Source organism: Microbulbifer sp. JSM ZJ756 (assembly GCF_044383805.1).
In the GTDB taxonomy this organism is placed as follows: Bacteria; Pseudomonadota; Gammaproteobacteria; order Pseudomonadales; family Cellvibrionaceae; genus Microbulbifer; species Microbulbifer zhoushanensis.
This window is the reverse complement of the sequence record NZ_JBISER010000011.1, coordinates 120,107-140,664: the sequence shown is the minus strand read 5'-3', so window position 1 is coordinate 140,664 and position 20,558 is coordinate 120,107. Positions and strand designations below refer to the sequence as shown.

At 63.4% G+C, this 20,558-nt stretch carries 16 protein-coding genes; 8 read left to right on the top strand and 8 right to left on the bottom strand.

Annotated features, from left to right (window positions below):
• Positions 1-40 precede the first annotated feature (40 nt).
• Complete coding sequence (locus ACH6CX_RS16745) at positions 41-1,378, top strand: UDP-glucose/GDP-mannose dehydrogenase family protein (RefSeq protein ID WP_237062937.1); 1,338 nt, start codon at positions 41-43, stop codon at positions 1,376-1,378.
• 100 nt (positions 1,379-1,478) lie between these two features.
• Here the strand turns inward: ACH6CX_RS16745 and ACH6CX_RS16740 are convergent, their stop codons facing one another.
• The 3 genes from ACH6CX_RS16740 to ACH6CX_RS16730 form a co-directional block, all read right to left on the bottom strand.
• Positions 1,479-2,450: a branched-chain amino acid transaminase gene (locus tag ACH6CX_RS16740; RefSeq protein WP_233006535.1), complete on the bottom strand. Its 972-nt coding sequence runs from the start codon at positions 2,448-2,450 to the stop codon at positions 1,479-1,481.
• Between the two features lie 85 nt (positions 2,451-2,535).
• Positions 2,536-5,391 (bottom strand): bifunctional [glutamate--ammonia ligase]-adenylyl-L-tyrosine phosphorylase/[glutamate--ammonia-ligase] adenylyltransferase, encoded by a 2,856-nt coding sequence (glnE, locus tag ACH6CX_RS16735; RefSeq protein WP_396675975.1) that lies wholly within the window; start codon positions 5,389-5,391, stop codon positions 2,536-2,538.
• A gap of 65 nt (positions 5,392-5,456) precedes the next feature.
• The gene (locus ACH6CX_RS16730) at positions 5,457-7,244 is read right to left on the bottom strand and encodes a GspE/PulE family protein (RefSeq protein WP_237062941.1); all 1,788 of its coding nucleotides are present in this window, start codon (positions 7,242-7,244) and stop codon (positions 5,457-5,459) included.
• A gap of 167 nt (positions 7,245-7,411) precedes the next feature.
• On the opposite strand from ACH6CX_RS16730, the gene ACH6CX_RS16725 reads away from it, so the two are divergent.
• The 3 genes from ACH6CX_RS16725 to ACH6CX_RS16715 all read left to right on the top strand — a co-directional run bounded on the left by ACH6CX_RS16725 (position 7,412) and on the right by ACH6CX_RS16715 (position 10,280).
• On the top strand, positions 7,412-8,089 hold the full coding sequence (locus tag ACH6CX_RS16725; RefSeq protein WP_233006538.1) for a TIGR00153 family protein: 678 nt from the start codon (positions 7,412-7,414) through the stop codon (positions 8,087-8,089).
• A 13-nt stretch (positions 8,090-8,102) separates the two neighbouring features.
• Positions 8,103-9,377, top strand: coding sequence for an inorganic phosphate transporter (locus ACH6CX_RS16720; protein WP_233006539.1), 1,275 nt, complete (start codon positions 8,103-8,105; stop codon positions 9,375-9,377).
• Between the two features lie 105 nt (positions 9,378-9,482).
• Positions 9,483-10,280, top strand: a complete 798-nt coding sequence (locus tag ACH6CX_RS16715; RefSeq protein WP_334079220.1) for a PhzF family phenazine biosynthesis protein — start codon at positions 9,483-9,485, stop codon at positions 10,278-10,280.
• Between the two features lie 6 nt (positions 10,281-10,286).
• Here the strand turns inward: ACH6CX_RS16715 and ACH6CX_RS16710 are convergent, their stop codons facing one another.
• Positions 10,287-11,558: a Xaa-Pro peptidase family protein gene (locus tag ACH6CX_RS16710; protein ID WP_334079221.1), complete on the bottom strand. Its 1,272-nt coding sequence runs from the start codon at positions 11,556-11,558 to the stop codon at positions 10,287-10,289.
• Positions 11,559-11,719: 161 nt separating this feature from the next.
• Positions 11,720-12,184, bottom strand: coding sequence for a DUF6314 family protein (locus ACH6CX_RS16705; RefSeq protein ID WP_334079222.1), 465 nt, complete (start codon positions 12,182-12,184; stop codon positions 11,720-11,722).
• A gap of 42 nt (positions 12,185-12,226) precedes the next feature.
• Between ACH6CX_RS16705 and ACH6CX_RS16700 the strand changes: the two genes are divergently transcribed.
• The 4 genes from ACH6CX_RS16700 to ilvD all read left to right on the top strand — a co-directional run bounded on the left by ACH6CX_RS16700 (position 12,227) and on the right by ilvD (position 17,649).
• Complete coding sequence (locus ACH6CX_RS16700; protein ID WP_233006543.1) at positions 12,227-13,108, top strand: carboxylate/amino acid/amine transporter; 882 nt, start codon at positions 12,227-12,229, stop codon at positions 13,106-13,108.
• A gap of 27 nt (positions 13,109-13,135) precedes the next feature.
• Positions 13,136-14,296 (top strand): acetylornithine deacetylase, encoded by a 1,161-nt coding sequence (gene argE, locus ACH6CX_RS16695; protein WP_233006544.1) that lies wholly within the window; start codon positions 13,136-13,138, stop codon positions 14,294-14,296.
• Positions 14,297-14,357: 61 nt separating this feature from the next.
• Positions 14,358-15,671, top strand: coding sequence for an amino-acid N-acetyltransferase (gene argA, locus ACH6CX_RS16690; protein ID WP_233006545.1), 1,314 nt, complete (start codon positions 14,358-14,360; stop codon positions 15,669-15,671).
• Positions 15,672-15,813: 142 nt separating this feature from the next.
• Entirely contained in the window at positions 15,814-17,649 is a 1,836-nt protein-coding gene (gene ilvD, locus ACH6CX_RS16685; protein WP_237062947.1) for a dihydroxy-acid dehydratase, read from the top strand.
• Positions 17,650-17,722: 73 nt separating this feature from the next.
• Here the strand turns inward: ilvD and ACH6CX_RS16680 are convergent, their stop codons facing one another.
• The 3 genes from ACH6CX_RS16680 to ACH6CX_RS16670 all read right to left on the bottom strand — a co-directional run bounded on the left by ACH6CX_RS16680 (position 17,723) and on the right by ACH6CX_RS16670 (position 20,557).
• Complete coding sequence (locus tag ACH6CX_RS16680; protein WP_233006547.1) at positions 17,723-18,307, bottom strand: energy transducer TonB; 585 nt, start codon at positions 18,305-18,307, stop codon at positions 17,723-17,725.
• 277 nt (positions 18,308-18,584) lie between these two features.
• A complete protein-coding gene (locus tag ACH6CX_RS16675) occupies positions 18,585-19,922 on the bottom strand; it encodes a tetratricopeptide repeat protein (protein ID WP_233006548.1) in 1,338 nt (445 codons plus the stop codon).
• 11 nt (positions 19,923-19,933) lie between these two features.
• Positions 19,934-20,557: an energy transducer TonB gene (locus ACH6CX_RS16670; protein ID WP_233006549.1), complete on the bottom strand. Its 624-nt coding sequence runs from the start codon at positions 20,555-20,557 to the stop codon at positions 19,934-19,936.
• Position 20,558 lies beyond the last annotated feature (1 nt).

Sequence of the window (20,558 nt, the reverse complement as noted above, 5' to 3'; positions counted from 1 at the left end):
GCTGCCATGACACTGACCTGAACAGGACACCGTCTCGAGGATGAAAGTAACCGTATTCGGCACCGGCTATGTCGGGCTGGTGCAGGCCGCCGTGCTGGCGGAGTCCGGCAATAACGTGGCCTGCATTGATATCGATGCAGACAAGGTGGAGCGGCTGCGCCGGGGTGAAATCCCGATTTACGAGCCGGGACTGGCACCGCTGGTGGAAGAGAGCATTGCCAATGGCAACCTGTCCTTTTCCACTGAAGCCGCGGAGGGTGTTGCCCATGGTGAGCTGATCTTTATCGCCGTGGGTACCCCTCCCGATGAGGACGGTTCCGCCGACCTGCGCCATGTGCTCACGGTAGCCCGCACTATCGCCACCCACATGGACAGCAAGAAGTACATCATCAACAAGTCCACCGTGCCGGTTGGCACCGCGGACAAGGTCCGCGCCGCAGTGAGCGAAGTACTCGCCGAGCGCGGACTGGCCGAGCTGGAATTTGATGTCATCTCCAACCCGGAATTCCTCAAGGAAGGATCCGCGGTCGCCGACTGCATGCGCCCCGACCGCATCATCATCGGCACCTCCGAGAGAGAGTCCGAACACAAGCTGCGCCAGCTCTACGCGCCCTTTAACCGCAACCACGAGAAGATCCTGGTGATGGATGTGAAGAGCGCCGAGCTGACCAAGTATGCGGCCAACTGCATGCTGGCCACCAAGATCAGCTTCATGAATGAGATGGCGAATATCGCCGACCGGGTCGGGGCGGATATCGAGGCAGTGCGCCGCGGCATCGGTTCGGACCCCCGTGTCGGCTACCAGTTTATCTATGCCGGCATCGGCTACGGCGGCTCCTGCTTTCCCAAGGACGTCAAGGCGCTGATCAACTCCGCCGGGCAGCTGGGGCTCTCCACCGAAATACTGTCGGCAGTGGAATCCCGCAATAACAGCCAGAAGTATTACCTGCTGGACAAAATTGACGCCCATTTCGGCGGCAATGTGAAAGGCAGGACCTTCGCCCTGTGGGGCCTTTCGTTCAAGCCCAATACCGACGATATGCGCGAGGCTCCCAGCCGCGTCCTGATGGAGGGCCTGTGGGAGCGCGGGGCGCGGGTGCGCGCCTTCGACCCGGAGGCCATGGACGAATGCCGCCGCATCTACGGCGAGCGGGAAGACCTGGAGCTGTGTGATTCCCGCGATGCGGTACTCGAGGGTGCCGATGCCCTGGTCGTCGCCACCGAATGGCAGCAGTTCAAGGCGCTGGATATCGCCACGGTAAGGGACACCCTGCACGAGCCAGTGATTTTCGACGGCCGCAACCAGTACGAACCGCAAGATATGCGCGCTGCCGGTTTCCACTATTACTGTGTCGGCAGGCCCGACACCACGTCTTAGCGAAGCCAACCCCGCAGACAAAAAAAAGCCCGGGCAATCCCGGGCTTTTTTTGCGCTGAAATCAGCAGCACACTCTTCTTGGCAATTCGCGCCGCTGGCTTCAGGCGATTCTTGCCTCAAGCGGCGCCGGCGTATCAGCCACATCGGTAAGCCAGCCGGCGTGGGCCGGGCTGCGTCCCTGCACCACATCAAAGTAAAGTTCCTGCAGCTGCCGCGTAATCGGCCCCCGCCGGCCCGCACCGATGGTGCGGCCATCCAGCATGCGGATGGGCAGCACTTCAGCAGCGGTGCCGGTAAAGAACGCCTCGTCGGCGATATACACCTCATCCCGCGTGATGCGCTTTTCCACCACCCGGTAACCGCACTCGTGGGCCAGCTCGATCACCGAGCTGCGGGTGATGCCATCCAGGCAGGAGGTCAGCTCGGGGGTGTAGAGCACACCGTCACTGACGATAAAGATATTCTCGCCGCTGCCCTCGGCCACATAGCCCTCCGGGTCCAGCAGCAGCGCCTCCTCACAGCCGTTGCGCACCGCCTCCTGCAGGGCCAGCATGGAATTGATGTAATTGCCGTTGGCCTTGGCCTTGCACATGCTGATATTCACATGGTGGCGCGTGTACGAGGAGGTATTGACCTTGATCCCCAGCTCCCGCGCTTCCGGTGTCATGTAACTCGGCCATTCCCAGGCCGCGACAATTACGTGGGTCTGCAGCGCGTCGGCGCGCAACCCCATACCCTCGGAGCCGTAAAACACCATCGGGCGCAGGTAGGCCTCGCGCAGGTTGTTCTCACGCACAACAGTGCGCTGCGCCTCATTGAGCTGTTCCGCATCAAAGGGCATCGGCATGTTCATGATCTTGGCAGAACGGAACAGGCGACGGGTGTGGTCGTGCAGGCGGAAGATACTGGTGCCGCCCCCCGCCTGGGCACCTGGGGTCTGGTAGGCGCGCACGCCTTCGAAAACCCCCATTCCGTAGTGCAGTGTGTGGGTGAGGACATGGACCCGGGCATCCCGCCAGGGAACCAGCTCACCATCGAACCAGATAAGGCCGTCGCGATCGGCAAAAGACATGGGTAACTCCTACAAATCCAAAAATCCGGATTGCTGAAAAACAGTTTAATCATTGCGCAGCAGCAACGGGCCCCGGCGAGGACAATCAGCCGAGAATTTGCTGCCAGCTTGTTTGAACGGTCTTTCTTTCCGCTTCGAACTGGTCACCGTTAACAACTCCCGGCAGCTGTTGTAATGCCAGGCGATGACCCTCAGATCGGTAGGCTTTGTAGGCGTCGATCATTTGTCCGGCTTGGTGGGCCGACATCAGGCCTGCCTCAATGAGGCTTTCGAGAATGCGGATATTATCGGTGAACCGCACGATCGAGGGCGCCTTGTGCGCCCAGGCCAATGTGGAATATTGAACCAAAAACTCGATATCGACAATACCGCCCGGGCCCTGCTTGAGATCGAATTCCTGATCGTTGCTCTTATCGAGATGGGTGCGCATTTTATCGCGCATGGCCACCACTTCCTTACGCAGTTCCTGCTCATCGCGCCGCTCACAAAGCAACGCGTTGCGCAGCTCCCCGAAGTCATGGCAGAGCCGTTCACTGCCCGCCACCGGGCGCGCCCGCACCAGGGCCTGGTGCTCCCAGGTCCAGGCACTCTCGCGCTGGTACTTCTCGAACGCCGCCAGCGAGGTCACCAGCAGGCCGGAGTTACCGGAGGGCCGCAGGCGGGTATCCACCTCGTACAGCGGGCCACTGAGGGTGCGGGTCTGCAGGATATGGATCAGGCGCTGGGCCAGGCGGGTATAGAAGCTCAGGCTGTCGATACTGCGCTCACCATCGGTCATACCCTGGCCGTCGGCATCGTGCACGAACACGATATCCAGGTCGGACCCATGCCCAAGCTCCAGCCCACCCAGCTTGCCATAGGCGATGATCGCAAAGCGCATGTCCTCCACCGAGGCACCAGCGGGCACACCGTGCTTTTCCGTCACCTGGTGCCACGCCTGTTGCAGCGCCTGCTGCAGGATCGCCTCCGCCAGCCAGGTCAGGGAATCGCTGACCTTCATCAGTGGCAGGGCGCCGCTCACTTCCTGGGCGGCGATTCGCAGGCTCTGGCTCTGCTTGAAGTGGCGCAGGGCCTCCATCTGTGCCTCGAGATCATCGCGATCCACGCGCAGCATTTCCCGGCGCAGCTCGTCGGCAATATCCTCTTTCGAGGCAGGCGCCAGCAGCCGGCGGGAATCCAGCAGCTCGTCCAGCAGGATCGGGTGCCTGGCGAGCTGCTCGGCAATCCAGGGACTGGCGGCACACAGGCGCAGCAGCTGGGCCAGTACCGGCGGGTTTTCATTGACCAGCACCAGGTAGGCGCTGCGGCGCAGCACCGCACGCACCAGCGGCAGCACCCGCCGCAGCGCCAGCAGCGGCTCGGCTTCCTCTGCTGCCGCCGCCAGCAACAGCGGCATAAACTGGTCGAGGCGCTGCCGCGCCGCCGTGGGCAGGGCCGCAACGATACGGGCACCTCCCAGGTCCGCCAGCAACTCCAGGGCCTCTTGCTCCGGGGTAAAGCCTGCCTCGCGCAGGCTGGCGAGGTTCACTTCCTCGCTGTCGTCGGCGGTACAGGTTCCCCAGAGGCTCTGCCATTCCTCTGCGGCATCCGCCTCGGCAATTTCCTCGGGCGGTGCGATCACCTGGTCGAACTCGCGCTGGATGGTTGTGCGCGCTTCGAGCAGGGCCTGCTCCAGCCCCTCCCAGTCGCCGTAACCCAGGGCGAATGCCAGCCGCGCACGGGCCTCGTCGTCGCGCGGTAGCGTCTGCGTCTGCTGGTCGCGCTCCGCCTGCAGCCCGTGCTCCACCCGGCGCAGCCGCAGGTAGGCATCCGCCAGCTCTTCCGCCACCCCCTGCTCCAGGTGCCCCTCGCTCTCCAGGAGTGGCAGCAGGCGCAGCAGGTTGCGCTCCCGCAATGCCGGCTCGCGACCGCCACGGATCAGCTGGAACGACTGCACGATAAATTCAACCTCGCGGATGCCGCCACGCCCCAGCTTGATATTGTCCGCCAGGCCGCGGGCGCGCACCTGCCGCTGGATTAGCGCCTTCATCTCGCGCAGGGCGTCGATGGCGCTGAAATCGATATAGCGCCGGTAGGTGAACGGCCGCAGCATTTCCATCAGTGCCGCGCCGATCTCCTCGTCGCCGGCGATCGGTCGAGCCTTCACCATGGCGAAGCGCTCCCACTCGCGCCCCTGGGTCTGGTAGTAATCCTCCAGTGCGGCGAAGTGGCTCACCAGCGGCCCACTGTCCCCGTATGGGCGCAGGCGCATATCCACCCGGAATACAAAGCCATCGGCGCTGATCGCGTCGAGGGAGCGGATCAGGTTCTGGCCCAGGCGCTGGAAGAATTTCTGGTTTTCCACCGGGCGCTCACCGTCGGTTTCCCCCGGCTCCGGGTAGGCGAAAATCAGGTCGATATCCGAGGACAGGTTGAGCTCCCGCGCCCCCAACTTGCCCATCCCCAGCACCACCATCGACTGCGCATTGCCGTCGCCGTCCCGCGGTTCACCATAGCGCGCCGCCAGCTGGCGGTGGTGCCAGGCCAGGCCCACCCGGGTGCAGGTTTCTGCCAGGTCGGTCAGGCGGCCACAGACACGGGGAATATCCCACTGCCCGGCGAAGTCACGCCAGATCACCTCGGCAATCACGCGATTGCGCAGGCGGCGCAGGTTCCGGTCCAGCCCTGCGTCGTCGGCGGCGTCATCCAGCCCGGATTCGTCCAGGCCCAGGTCGTCCCGGCCCAGCAGCTCCGGCAGGAGTTCGGGTACGCGGCAGCACTGGTCGAGGAAAAAGTCGGACCCCACAAAGGCCCGGCAGACTGCCTGCTGCAGGGTCTCACTGTCCGCCATGGCCTCCTCGGCCCGGGCAAGGGCGGACTCGCCGGCGGCGTCGGCCCAGCGCTGCCAGCGCTCGCGAAACAGTGGCTGCAGGGCGTCGGGGCACAGTCGGGCATCGGCCATGGGAAGTCTCATCGTTAGAATGCTTCAGGTAGAAAGTCTTGCAGAAATCCCTGTGCGGGCATGTATCAGAAGGCGATATCCGGCGGCGGTGCCACCCGCAGCACCTCGGAAACGGTGGTGATCCCCGCCGCCACCTTGCGCGCCCCGGAGAGTCGCAGGCTGTTCATGCCCTCGCGCATGGCGCGATGGCGTACCTGCTGCAGGTCGCAGTCATGGGTCACCAGGGCCTGGATGGCTTCACTGAACGGCAGGATCTCGTAGATGCCCTGGCGACCGCGATAGCCGGTATTGCGACACTCCAGGCAGCCTTCGGGACGATAAACGGTTTCCGGGCGCGGCGCCTTCCAGGGGCGGGTCAGCGCCAGCCAGTCTTCCTCGCTCACCGTATCCGGCTGCTTGCACGCGGGACACAGGGTACGCACCAGGCGCTGCGCCATTACCCCCAGCACGGTGGACTTCAGCAGGTAGTGGGGCAGGCCCAGGTCCAGCAGGCGCGTAACGGCGGTGGGCGCGTCGTTGGTATGCAGGGTGGAAATCACCAGGTGCCCGGTCAGGGCCGCCTGTACCGCCATCTGGGCAGTCTCCAGGTCACGGATCTCACCCACCATGATGATATCCGGGTCCTGGCGCATCAGCGTGCGGATGCCGGCGGCAAAGTCCAGGCCGATACTGTGGTGTACCTGGGTCTGGTTGAAGGTCTCCTCCACCATCTCGATCGGGTCCTCGATGGTGGAGACATTCACCTCGCTGGTGGCCAGTTGCTTGAGGCCGGTATACAGGGTGGTGGTCTTGCCCGAGCCGGTGGGGCCGGTAACCAGTACGATGCCGTTGGGGCGCCCCAGCATGGCCTGCCAGCGCGCCAGGTCCTCGCCCCCCAGGCCCAGGTCGCTGTAGGAGCGGGCCAGCACCTCGGGGTCGAAGATCCGCATTACCAGCTTCTCGCCGAAGGCCGTGGGCAGGGTGGACAGGCGCAGCTCCACCTCACTGCCATCGGGGCGCTTGGTCTTGATCCGGCCGTCCTGGGGCTTGCGTTTCTCCGCCACATTCATCCGGCCGAGAATCTTCAGGCGGCTGGTGACGGCGGCATTCACCTGGTCGGGAAACTCGTGGATCGGGTGCAGCACCCCGTCGATACGGAAGCGGATACGGGCCATCTCGCGGCGCGGCTCGATATGGATATCACTGGCCCGCTGGTCGAAGGCATGCTGCAGCAGCCAGTCGACGATATTGACGATATGCTGGTCGTTGGCCTCGGGGTCCTTGAGGTTACCCAGTTCCAGCAGCTGCTCGAAGTTGCCGGCGCCGGAGCTGCCCTTGAGGCCACTGGCGCCGGAGATGGAGCGGGACAGCGAATAGAACTCCACACAGTAGCGCTGGATGTCCGCCGGGTCTGCCACCACCCGGCGCACGCTGCGACCACTGGTGTGTTCCAGCTGGTCCTCCCAGCCGGCGGTGAAGGGCTGGGCCGTGGCCACCAGCAGGCTGTCCTTGTTTGCCTCCACACAGAGGATTTCGTGGCGCTTGGCGAACTGGAAGCTCATCACCTCGGTCACCGACGCCACGTTAATCTTGAGCGGGTCGATATGGTAGACACTGTGGCCGGCACTCTCCGCCAGCCAGTCCGTGAGCACTGTCGCCGAGAGCACTTTGCCCGGGACCTGGCGGTTCTCCAGTTCACAGCTGGCGATATAGCTGAGCGGGTGCATCTGGGCCTGCTCGGCGCTGCGCGGCGTGCCGATCAGGCGGTTGGCGTCCTCGCGGCTCACCAGCCCCTGTTCCACCAGGTCCTCCAGCAACCCCCGCAGGTCCAGGATCCGGTCCGCCATTTTTCCCGCCACTTTTCCCGACGCCATGGGACAACCCCTTCATCTATATTCTTGTCTGTGCCCGATCGCGCATTGTAGCGGCAAGCCGCCGCCGTGACAGTGCACCAATCCCCCTGAAAGTACCGGATTACCCCGCACGGGCCAAGTTGGGGTACCATGCCGCCCGTTTCGCACCCTGAGCCAAGGAGCTACCCATGCCCCTGTCCAATATCGCCAACCTGTTTGGCCGCTCCCCGATCAAGCCGATCAAGGAGCACATGGCCAAGGCCCACGAGGCCTCGGCAGACCTGGTTCCCTTCTTCGAGGCCCTGATGAAGGGCGACCTGGTCGAAGCGGAGGAAGTGCAGAAGCGCATTTCCACCAGTGAGAACCAGGCCGATGACATCAAGCGCGACCTGCGCCTGCACCTGCCGGACAGCCTGTTTATGCCGGTATCCCGCTCGGACCTGCTGGAGCTGTTGCACGCCCAGGACGAGGTGGCCAATACCGCCCAGGACATCGCCGGGCTGGCCGTCGGCCGCAAGATGCAGATTCCCGCGCCACTGCAGGTACAGATGAAGACCTTTGTCGACAGCGCCGTGGCCACCTCGGCCCAGGCCCTGCGCGCCATCAACGAGCTCGACGAGCTGCTGGAGAGCGGCTTTGCCGGGCGCGAGGTGGACATCGCCCAGCGCATGACCGAGGAGCTGGATGACCTGGAGCGCAAGTCGGACAAGCTAGAAGTGGAAATCCGCGCCGCACTGTTCGATATCGAAAAAGACCTGCCGCCGGTGGACGTGATCTTCCTGTATCGCGTCATCGAGTGGATTGGCGACCTGGCCGACAAATCCCACAGCGTGGGTAATCGCCTGCAATTGCTGTTAGCACGCTAAGGGGGGTAGTACCGTGGAAGTTATTAGCCAGTACGGCAGCATCCTGCTGATTCTCGCCTGCGTTTTCGGGTTCTTCATGGCCTGGGGCGTAGGTGCCAACGACGTTGCCAATGCCATGGGCACGTCCGTGGGCTCGCGCGCCCTGACCATCAAACAGGCGATCCTGATCGCCATGGTGTTCGAGTTTGCCGGCGCCTACCTGGCCGGTGGAGAAGTTACCTCTACCATCCGCAAGGGCATCATCGATTCGGACATTTTCGCCGAGCAACCGGAGTTGCTGGTTTACGGCATGCTCTCGGCACTGCTGGCCGCGGGCACCTGGTTGCTGATCGCCAGCATCCTGGGCTGGCCCGTGTCCACCACCCATTCCATCGTCGGCGCCATTGTCGGTTTCTCCGCCGTGGGTATCTCGGTAGACGCCGTGGCCTGGGGCAAGGTGGGCAGCATCGTCGCCAGCTGGGTGGTGTCACCGGTACTCGCCGGCACCATCTCATTCCTGCTGTTCCGCAGTGTGCAGCGCCTGATCCTCAACACCGAGGACCCGTTCGGCAACGCCAAGCGCTATATCCCCATCTACATGTTCGCCGTGGGCTGGATGATCGCCATGGTCACCCTGACCAAGGGCCTGAAGCATGTATTCAAGGATCTCAATATCGAGCTGAACTTCCTGCAGGACGCCGGCATCGCCGCCCTCGTCGGCCTGGTGGTAATGGGCCTTGGTATCGTGATGCTCAAGCGCATCAAGCGCGACCCGGAGCGCGAGCGCGAGAACCGCTTCGCCAACGTGGAGCGGGTCTTCGCCATCCTGATGATCTTCACCGCCTGTGCCATGGCCTTCGCGCACGGCTCCAACGACGTGGCCAATGCCGTCGGCCCGCTGGCGGCGGTGGTCAATACCGTGCAGATGGGCGCGGTCACCGCCAAGGCCACCATGCCCTCCTGGATCCTGCTGCTCGGTGGTGCGGGTATCGTGGTGGGCCTGGCCACCTATGGCTTCAAGGTGATGGCCACCATCGGCCGCAAGATCACCGAGCTGACCCCGAGCCGCGGTTTCGCCGCCGAGCTGGGGGCCGCCGCCACCGTGGTACTGGCCTCGGGTACCGGCCTGCCGATTTCCACCACCCACACCCTGGTGGGCGCGGTGCTGGGCGTTGGCCTGGCGCGGGGTATCGGCGCGCTGAACCTGCGCATGATCACCACGATCGCCGCGTCCTGGGTAGTTACCCTGCCCGCCGGCGCCGGTATCGCCATCCTGTTTTTCTTCTTCTTCAAGGGCGTATTTGGCTAGCCATAGAAGCGGCAAGACGGTACAAAAGGGGGAGTCGGGTAACCGGCTCCCCTTTTTTGTGCCGGTACCGCGCCCACTGAACCAATAATCGAGAAAGGAATTTCGATGCAACTCCCCATCTACCAGGCAGATGCCTTCACCTCCCAGCTGTTTGGCGGCAACCCCGCGGCACTGGTGCCGCTGCAGCAATGGCTCGCCGACGATGTCCTGCAGGCCATCGCCGCGGAAAACAACCTGGCGGAGACCGCCTTTACCGTACCCAGCGGGCGCGGCTACGAGCTGCGCTGGTTTACCCCCGCCGTGGAGGTGTCCCTGTGCGGCCACGCCACCCTGGCCAGCGCCCACCTGCTGTGGACCGAGCTGGGCTGCCTGGAGGAGGAGATCCGCTTTTTCACCCGCAGTGGCGAACTGCGCGTGCGTCGTGAGGGCGAGCTGATTGCGATGGATTTTCCCGCCCAGGGCACCCGGCCGGTCGAAGTACAGCAGTCTTTTGCCGAGGCTTTCGGCATCGGCCCCCGCCGTGCCGCAACCGAGACCCGGGAGGGCGGCAAGCTGGTGCTGGAGTTTGACAGCGCCGAGCAGGTGGCGAGCCTGTCACCGGACTTTGCCAGGGTAGTGCCCCTGTCCGCGGACGGGGTGATCTGCACGGCCGTGGGAGAGCCGCTCGGCTGTGATTTCGCCAGTCGCTTTTTTGCCCCGGGAATCGGTATTGACGAGGACCCGGTCACGGGTTCGGCACACACGGTCCTCACCCCCTACTGGGCGGAGAGGCTCGACCAGACCCGCTTCCGCGCCCTGCAGCTATCCCCCCGGGGCGGCGAGCTGGAGTGCGAGCTGAACGGGGACCGGGTGCTGTTACGGGGCGCGGCAGTGACCTACCTGCGCGGCCAGATCAGCCTGTAACCGGCTTCAGGCCAGCTCGCCCAGCGGGGAGGCAATGCTCTCGGGGGGACGGGTGAACCAGGCCGGGCCGTCCTCTGTCATGTACAGGCAGTCCTCGAGGCGCACACCGAATTCACCCGGCAGGTACAGGCCCGGCTCATTGGAAAAGCACATTCCCGGTGCCAGCGGTGTGGACTCCCCGCGCACGAAATTGATCGGCTCATGGCCTTCCATGCCGATGCCGTGCCCGGTGCGGTGGGAAAGCCCCGGCAGGCGGTAGTCGGGGCCGAAGCCGCTTTTGCGGTAGAAGTCGCGCACAGCGTCATCCACCCGTCCGGCCGGCTCGCCGATCCTGGCCGCGGCAAACGCCACATCCTGGCCCTCGCGCACCAGTTGCCAGATGCGCTGCTCCTTTTTACCGGGCTCGCCGTAGACGAAGGTGCGGGAGATATCTGACTGGTAGCCCTCGACACTGCAACCGCAGTCCATCAGCACGATCTGTCCCTCGCGGATTTTCTGGGGCTGGTCGGTACCGTGGGGATAGGCGCTGGCCTCGCCAAACAGGGCCATGGTCCAGGCATCGGTGCCGCCATAGGCCGCCTGTGCCTCGCGCATCAGGCGATTGACGTCGGCCGGCGTCATGCCCGGCTCCAGCTGGCGGTAAACCTGGCCATAGGCCGCCAGGGTAATCTCGTTGGCCTTTTTCATCAGGGCCAGCTCAGCGGGGCTCTTGATCATGCGACAGCCGCGCGTCACCGGGTCGGCACTGGCCAGGGCGAAACCCGGCGCTGCCGCACGGATACCATCCGCCACGAACCAGCGCACCGAGGCCTCCATACCGATGCGGCCGGACTTCAGTTTGCGATCCCGGAGGAAGCCTGCCACCTGCACAAACGGGCTCTCGTGCTCGTGCCAGGTGCGCACGTCCTCGCCGAAGGTCATGGATTCCCGAACCGAAGGCTCTTCGAAAAACGGCGTGACCACACCGATCTCGCCATCGCGGGGAATGATCACACAGGTCAGCCGCTCCGAGCGCCACCAGCGGATGCCGGTGAAATAGCGCATGGCCGCGCCCGGCTCGAGGATAACCGCATCAATTTTGAACTTGCCCATCAACTGCTGGGCCCGCGCTATGCGGGCGCGGCGCTCGGCGACGGTGATCGGCTGGACATCACCGGTCAGGGGCTCAATCTTATCTTTCGGGGAACTGCTTGTGGATTGGCTGGCCGCGCGCAGTGGCAGGGCCGGTGCCACTGCGAGCATTGCGGCGGATTTCAGTAACTGGCGTTTTGTCGGCATGGGGATATTTCCTGACAGAGTCGGCGACGGGGCCCTGACCACTGCTTTTATCGCAAAGCCAGTACGGCGTAATCGCCCTTGGGATCAGGAAAACACTTTAGCCCTTTTCGGCCCCGAAAAACATTGGAACGCCAGCTTCCGGTTCACCCCCGGCAACCGCACTACCAGTAGTGGTAGTGCAGCTGTTCATTTTTGTGGGGACCGAGGATCTGCCAGATCAATTCCAGCTGGCCTTTCCTCAGCAACAGCTGCGCGGTATAGGTGTCCGCGCCGCACAGGTGTGGCTGCACCTCACGGAATCCATGTTCGGTGACCGGTTGCAACTCGAACAGCAGCACCGGCTCGCTGCGGCGGAGGTGCTCCAGCCGCAGGGAACCGGGCAACCGCGTCCAGCGATAACAGTTCTGCATATCCAGTTCACGCCCGTCGCTGCTGGTAAATCGGGCCCGCTCGCGAAACAATATCCGGCTATCGTCGCGTTCGGCGGCCACACTGCCGCGCGCGTGGCCGCGCCAGTCGGTTGCCGAGCCGGGACCATTACTGGCGGTGAAACTGAATTCGGATATTTTGGCCAGGCGCTCCCACAGGCTGTCGATGGCCCGGGACGCCCCGTTATTTACTGACAAAATTCACCTTTCAATAACAATGCTATTTACCCGGTCGATGCCATGCCACTGTTGATTTTCGTCACCCTCCTCTGGGCCTTTTCCTTCAGCCTGATCGGCGTTTACCTGGCCGGGTCCGTGGACAGCTATTTTGCCGTATTCACTCGCGTGTTGCTGGCCGCACTGCTGTTCCTGCCGCTGCTACGCTGGCGCGCCTGCAGTCCCCGCACCGCCCTGGCACTGATGGCCATCGGTGCCGTGCAGCTGGGCATCATGTACCTGTTTTACTACCAGTCGTTCCTGCTACTCAGCGTGCCGGAAGTGCTGCTGTTCACCATCTTCACGCCGGTGTACATCGCCCTGCTGTACGACCTGCTGGAGTGGCGCTTCTCCCCCTGGAACCTGCTGGTTGCCCTGCTCGCCGTGGCCGGGGCCGCGGTGATTCGCTGGGGCCGGCCGCATGGGGACTTCTGGCTGGGGTTCCTGGTGGTCCAGGGTGCCAACCTCTGCTTTGCCCTGGGCCAGGTGGCCTACAAGCAGTTTATGCAACAATTCACACAGCGGGGACCGGCCCTGCCGGGCCGGCAGGTCTTTGCCTGGTTTTACCTGGGTGCCCTGCTGGTGGTGACCGCCGCCTGGCTGGTGCTGGGGGAGCCGGCCTACCCCCGCAGCGGCCTGCAGTGGGGCATCCTGGTATGGCTCGGGCTGGTGGCCTCGGGGCTGGGCTACTTCCTCTGGAACAAAGGCGCGACACAGGTTTCAGCTGGCACCCTGGCGGCGATGAATAATGCCCTGATCCCGGCAGGCCTGCTGGTGAATCTGTTAATCTGGAACCGTGATGCGGACCTCCCCCGGCTGGCGCTGGGCGGCAGTATCATCGTCGGTGCGGTCGCACTCAATGAATGGCGGCAACGGCGCAGCGGGTCGCCGGTGCCAGCGCGCTAGCGCCCAGACACATCCAGGAGCAGGGTTATGGACAACGCGGTACCGGATATCAGGCAGCAATTGCAGCAGCTGGTGGCCATCCCCAGTGTCAGCGCCACAAACCCAAAGCTGGATATGGGCAACCGCGCGGTGGTGGAACTGCTGGGCGAGTGGCTTGAGGCGCTGGGCTTTGCGGTGGAACTGATGCCACTGCCCGGCCAGCCGCACAAGGCCAACATGATCGCCACTCTCAGCAGCGGGGGCCCTGCGGACGGCGGGCTGGTGCTGGCCGGGCATACCGACACGGTCCCCTACGACGAGGGCCGCTGGCAGTCCGACCCGTTCAAGCTGGAAGAGCGGGACAACCGCTGGTACGGCCTCGGCAGTACCGATATGAAAGGCTTTTTCCCGCTGGCCATCGAGGCCGCCCGGGCCATTGCCGGCAGCCCCCTGAAGCAGCCGCTGACCATCCTCGCCACGGCTGACGAGGAAACCTCCATGGCCGGCGCGCGGGCGCTGGTTGACGCCGGGCGGCCACGCGCACGCTTCGCCGTGGTGGGTGAGCCCACCGGGCTCAGGCCGGTGCGCATGCACAAGGGCATGATGATGGAGGCCGTGCGGATCACCGGGCAGGCCGGGCACTCCTCTGACCCGTCACTGGGCGCCAGCGCGCTGGAGGCAATGCATGGCGCGATCGGGGAACTGCTGTCGCTGCGGTCAGAGTGGCAGCAGCGCTATAACAATCCCGGCTTCGCCGTCCCCGTGCCCACCATGAACCTGGGCTGCATCCACGGTGGCGATAACCCCAACCGCATATGCGGCTTTACCGAGCTGCAATTCGATATACGCCCCCTGCCCGGCATGGCACTGGACGACCTGCGCAGCGAGTTACAGCAACGGCTGGCCGCATCAGTGCACGGGGAACGGCTGCACCTGGATTACGGCCCGTTGTTTGCCGGGGTAGAGGCCTTTGAACAACCGGCCACGTCGGAACTGGTGGCAGCGGCAGAGAAGCTCACCGGCCACAGTGCCGAGAGCGTGGCCTTTGCCACCGAGGCGCCATTTTTCCGCGAAATGGGCATGGACACCATCGTGCTGGGCCCGGGCGATATCGACCAGGCCCACCAGCCGGATGAGTACCTGGGCCTCGACCGTATCGAGCCGATGCTGGATGTGCTGCGCGGACTGATCGCCAGGTTCTGCCTGTGATTAGGCGGCCGGAATTGCGGTATATTGCGCCTGAATCCCGGGAATACACGGAAGTCTGCTCGTGAGTGCCAACAACGCCTCTCTCAACTGGTTTCGCCACGCCGCGCCCTACATCAACGACCTGCGCGAACGCACCCTGGTCATCGCCATTCCCGGCGATGCCCTGGAGCACGGCAATTTCCGCAACCTGGTGCATGACCTGGCACTGCTGGCCAGCCTCGGCATCCGCCTGGTGGTGGTGCACGGGGCGCGCCCCCAGATCAATCGCGCCCTGGCCGAGCGCGGCATCGATAACCAGTTCCACGCCAACGCCCGGGTGACCGACCGGGAAACACTCGAGGTCATCAAGGCCGCGGTGGGCAAACTGCGATTCGATATCGAGGCGGCTTTCAGCCAGGGCCTGCCGGATTCGCCCATGGCCCGTTCATCCCTGAAGGTGATTTCCGGCAACCTGGTGACAGCCCGCCCGATCGGCGTGCTCGACGGCGTCGACCTGCGCTGGACCGGGCAGGTGCGGCGGATGGAGGTCAACACCATCAACAGTGCGCTGGAACAGGGCGCGCTGGTGCTCCTGTCGCCGCTGGGAACCTCGCTCACCGGCGAGCTGTTCAATCTCAATTTCCTCGACCTTGCGGCGGAGGCGGCCCGCGCCCTGCAGGCGGAGAAGCTGGTATTGTTTCGCGAGGAGCCGCAATTGCTCGTGGACGGCGAGCCGGTACGCGAACTCAGTATCCTGCAGGCGGAACAGTCGGTGACCCAGACCGACAGTGAGTCCCTGCGCTGTGCCATCAGTGCCTGCAATGCCGGTACTCCCCGTACCCACCTGCTCAGCTATACCGACGACGGCGCCCTGGTGCAGGAGCTGTTCCGCCGCGAGGGCACAGGCACCATGATCTACCGCGACAGCTACGAGGTGATCCGCCGCGCGCGCATCACCGACGTGGGCGGTATCCTCGGGCTGATCCGCCCACTGGAAAAGCAGGGCATCCTGGTGCGCCGCTCGCGGGAAAAACTGGAGGCGGAAATCGATCACTTCACGCTGGTGGAAGTGGACGGTACCGCCGTGGCCTGTGCCGCCCTGTACCCGATCCAGGACGACGAAGGCAATACGCTGGCGGCCGAGCTGGCCTGCGTGGCCATCCACCCGGAGTTCCGTGGCGGTGGCCGTGGCGCCAAGCTGTTGCACCACCTGGAGCGGCAGGCACGGGCACTGGACATCCCCGAGCTGTACGTGCTCACCACGCAGGCGGAGCACTGGTTTATCGAGCAGGGCTTCCGCCAGGTGGCGGTGGGCGACCTGCCCGCGCCCAGGCAGTCCCTGTACAACATCCAGCGGAATTCCCGTGTACTGCGCAAGGGGCTCACCGCGCAATAAACTCAGTCTCGGTCCTCTCGCAGCGAAATAACCATCCTAGCAGGGTGGTGAATTGCCAGCACCCGGGGAAAACCATCCCGAATCAGGCTGTTTTTTGTTAAGCTGTCGCTCCATTTACCGCAGGACAGCCGGACCCAGATTTATGCCAGAATACCGCTCCCGCACCACTACGGCCGGCCGCAATATGGCCGGTGCCCGGGCCCTGTGGCGTGCCACGGGCATGAAGGACGACGATTTCCAGAAACCCATCATCGCGGTGGCGAACTCCTTCACCCAGTTCGTGCCCGGCCATGTCCACCTGAAGGACATGGGCCAGCTGGTGGCGCGTGAAATCGAGCGCGCCGGCGGCGTAGCCAAGGAGTTCAACACCATTGCCGTGGATGACGGCATCGCCATGGGCCACGACGGCATGCTCTACAGCCTGCCCAGCCGCGAAATCATTGCCGATTCGGTGGAATACATGGTCAATGCCCACTGTGCCGACGCCCTGGTGTGCATTTCCAATTGCGACAAGATCACGCCCGGCATGCTGATGGCGGCGATGCGCCTCAATATCCCGGTGATCTTCGTATCCGGGGGCCCCATGGAGGCGGGCAAGACCAAGCTGGCCGAGCACAAGCTCGACCTGGTGGACGCGATGGTGATTGCCGCCACCGACTCGGCCAGTGACGAGACCGTGGCCGAGTACGAGCGCTCCGCCTGCCCCACCTGCGGTTCCTGTTCCGGCATGTTCACGGCCAACTCCATGAACTGCCTGACCGAGGCCCTGGGGCTCTCCCTGCCCGGCAACGGTACGCTGCTGGCCACCCACGCGGATCGCGAGGAGCTGTTCCTGCGCGCCGGCCGCGAAATCGTGGCGCTGGCCAAGCGCTACTACGAGGGCGATGACGACCGGGCCCTGCCCCGCAGCATTGCCAACCGGGCGGCATTCGAGAACGCCATGGCACTGGATATCGCCATGGGCGGCTCCACAAATACCATCCTGCACCTGCTGGCGGCAGCCCAGGAGGGCGAGGTTGAGTTCGGGCTGGATGACATCGACAGGCTGTCACGACAAATCCCCCAGCTGTGCAAGGTGGCCCCCAATACGCAGAAATACCACATCGAGGACGTGCACCGCGCTGGCGGGGTGATGGCCATCCTGGGGGAGCTTGAAGCCGCCGGGCTGATCGACGCATCGCTGCCCACCGTGCATTCCAGCTCCATGCGCGAGGCCCTCGATCGGTGGGACATCCGGCGCACCGACGATCCGAAGGTACATAAATTTTTCCGCGCGGGCCCCGCGGGCATACCCACCCAGACGGCATTCAGCCAGGACTGCCGCTGGAACAACCTGGACGGCGACCGCACCCACGGCTGCATCCGCTCGGTGGAAAGTGCCTACTCCGCCGAGGGCGGGCTGGCGGTGCTGTTTGGCAACCTTGCCCCCAATGGCTGTGTGGTGAAAACCTCCGGGGTGGAAGAATCCCTGTGGCAGTTCGAGGGCCCGGCCCATATTGTCGAAAGCCAGGAAGCCGCCGTGGCGGATATCCTCGAGGGGCGGGTAACCGAAGGGAAAGCGGTGATCGTGCGCTATGAGGGCCCCAAGGGCGGCCCCGGGATGCAGGAAATGCTCTACCCAACCAGCTACCTGAAGTCCCGTGGGCTGGGCAAGTCCTGTGCCCTCATCACCGACGGGCGCTTTTCCGGCGGCACCTCGGGCCTGTCGATCGGCCATGTATCACCGGAGGCTGCCGCGGGCGGCAATATTGCCCTGGTGCAGGACGGCGACCCCATCCGCATCGACATCCCGGCGCGGACGATTGAAATCGCCATCAGCGACGAGGAGCTCGGCAAGCGGCGCACGGCCATGGAGGCCCGCGGCAAGGACGCGTGGCAACCAGTGGAACAGCGACCGCGCAAGGTCAGCCGGGCACTGAAAGCCTACGCCCTGCTGGCCACCAGCGCCGACCGGGGCGCGGTTCGCGAGATCGACTGACACCTCCGGCCAGCAGGCAGCTAGCGGGGGCGGGCATTCCGCCCCCGGCAGCTTGCCATTAGCGGGCCTAACGCTACTCCGCCAGCCTGAAGGAAATCCGGTTGCGCACCCCGTGGCGCCGGACGGGCTTGCCATCGTCCATCTGTGGCTGGTACTTGAACCGGCTTACTGCACTCAGCGCCGCCCTGTTGAACACACGCGTCTCGTTGCCGGCACTGTCATAACCAGCCACCACCTGCGGTGAGAGCACACTGCCGGTTTCACTGATGGTGAACTCCACCACCACATAACCCTCAAGCCCGCGCCGCAGTGCTGCCGACGGGTAGCGGGGCGCCGGCTTGAAGACCGGTACCGGATCTCGGTTAACCACAACCGGGCCCTGTCGCTTCACGGTCGGTCCCGGGGGTGCCATTACCGTGGTCAGCTTGGTCGGATCAACCTCACGATTTACCTCGGTTACAGGCGGCTGGGCGGGCGGGGTCACCGGCCTTTCCGGCACTGGCTCCCTGTGGACCGTGGGACGGGTATCCGGAATATGGATGGGTTTTATCTGGATCGGGTCGGGCCCCACAGGCTCCTCATAGTTCGTGGCCACCAGCCGGCTCATCACCAGCAGCAGTAGCAATGTGACCAGGGCGGCGGGAGCCAGGCTTCGCACGGATCCGGCAAATCCTGGTAGGGCGGGATTGAGAACAGGGGTATTGACTGAACAAGCTCTATCCATAACACCACTCCTTATTATTCTGGTGTCGATCTTGGCCGGCACTCCGGCCGGGTCTGGAAAAGCTGATCAGCTATGTACACTTATAGCTTATCTGGTCACAAATGCAAACTATTCTTAATCGCGAAGGATGGGCGCGGGGGATGCTCTTTATCCCGGGCATAAAAAAAGCCGCACATTGCTGTGCGGCTTTTCAAGCGGCAGGACCGGCAAATCAGATCGCCAGTTGCTCCTCGCGCTTTTTCTCCTTCTCGACAAAATCCATCCACTGTTCGGCGAACTTCTTGGATCGATCGTCTTTCAGGGCCTTCTTGAACTGCTCCAGCGCTGCGTCGTACTGCTTCAGGTTGGCGTTGGCCATCCCCAGTACGATGTAGAGCTGGTCCGGACGCTTGACGTCACCCTTCGCCAGGGCGCGTTTGCCCATGGTGATGGCTTTCTCATTCTTGTCCAGGTCCAGGTAAATACCGGCCAGGCGAGAATAGAGATCACCCTTGTCGGACAGCTTGGCCGCACCTTCCAGCTCAGGAATAGACTTCTGCAGTTCCTGCGCCATCTGGTAAGCCTGCGCCAGGGTTTCCAGGTTCTTGGAAGTGCGCTCGATCTTTTTCTCGTCGAGGCCCTTCTTGATTACCTTGGCCCCTTTGTAAGGCATCTCGTGTCCCATAAAGAGATAAGCCATGTTCAACAGCTCTTTCTCTTTCTGCAGGGCACCGGCGATATAGGCCGCTTCCATCATGTGAAGCTGGTCTTTCTCACGCTTCAGCTCACCGTACATACCTGCCAGCTGCTTGTAGTAGTCAGCTTTGGGGTAGTGCTTGACGAGCTTTTCCAGGATGCTGGTGACCTTCTTGTAGTCGTTCTTCTCGAAGTAGAGGAAACGCTGCAGGCTCAGCCAGTTCTCCTTCGGAATCTTGCCTTCCTTCTCATACATGGACACCGCACGATTGATGTCCTGCAGGGCCTTGGCCTCGTCACCTTTCTGGTAGTACACCTGGCCACGCATCGCGTAGTCTTCGGCACCAACCTTTTCAGACGCCTTGAACCATTTGTTCAGGTAAGTCAGGGCGTTGTTGTAGTCCTCGGTGACAAAGTACAGCTGGGCGATGGTCTTGAGTGTGTTCAGCTCAACACCCACCGGGATGTTCTCCACCCCCTGGGCCAGTACTTTCTTATAGGCGTTGATGGCGTCGCGATAGCGCTCCATGCTGTAGTAGACAAAGCCGTAGAAGAAGTACATCTGCGCGGTTTCATACGCATTGTACTTGCTCTTGCCGGCTTCCATCTCGCGCAGCGCCGCCATGGCAGCATTCCAGTCCTGCGCGTCAGCAGCTTCCTGCACCTTGCCCAGCTTCTTGAACACGTTTTCCCGCATCGCCGGGACCTTACGTGTCTTCTGCTCGCTCTGCGCCTCGGCCTGTGCGAAGGGCGCGGATACGCCCATTGCCTCAAGCACGGTCACGCTCACCGCGGGTGCCATTACCAGGGGCAGCGCCACGGACGTGCGCAAGACGAACTTGGACAAACCTTTCGTCATGGTCGTCAACTTCATAGTGCTTCCCCTTAGTTACTGGCCATGTTAAAGCTGATCTTGGTGCGCACACCCGGCACTTCGATCGGCTCACCATCGACCACACGCGGCTTGTACTTGTACTTCAGCGCCGACTTCACCGCTGCACGGTTGAAGATCGTGGTGGGGTTGCCATCCGCAGTGAAGGCTTCAACCACTCGCGCATCCCGTACAGAGCCGTTTTTGGTCACGGTGTACTCGACGATTGCGTAGCCCTCGATACCACGCTGCAGGGCGCGACGCGGGTACTGGGGAGCAACCTTCACGATCGGCAGGTAGTCACCCTCACTGGCAAAGCCGCCGATACCGCCTACTTTCAGGTCTGCACTCGCACTCGGCGCTGACATGTTGAGGGCGTTATCCATATTGGGATCGTCGAACTCAGGCTCCGGCATTTCCGGCGGCGGGGTCTCCGGCTCGTCGGGCTTGTCCGGTTTACTGGTGTCGTACTTGGTTTCGATCTTCTGTTCCGGCATCACGACGTCAGCAACCTTGATCTGCTCCTCCTCTTCGGGAGAGCCCAGGTTTGCCTCAATCAGCGCATGCATGGTGAAGATCAGGCCAAAGGTGGTGGCTACCGCCAGCGCACCCGCCCCTAATAATCTTACCGGGTTCATA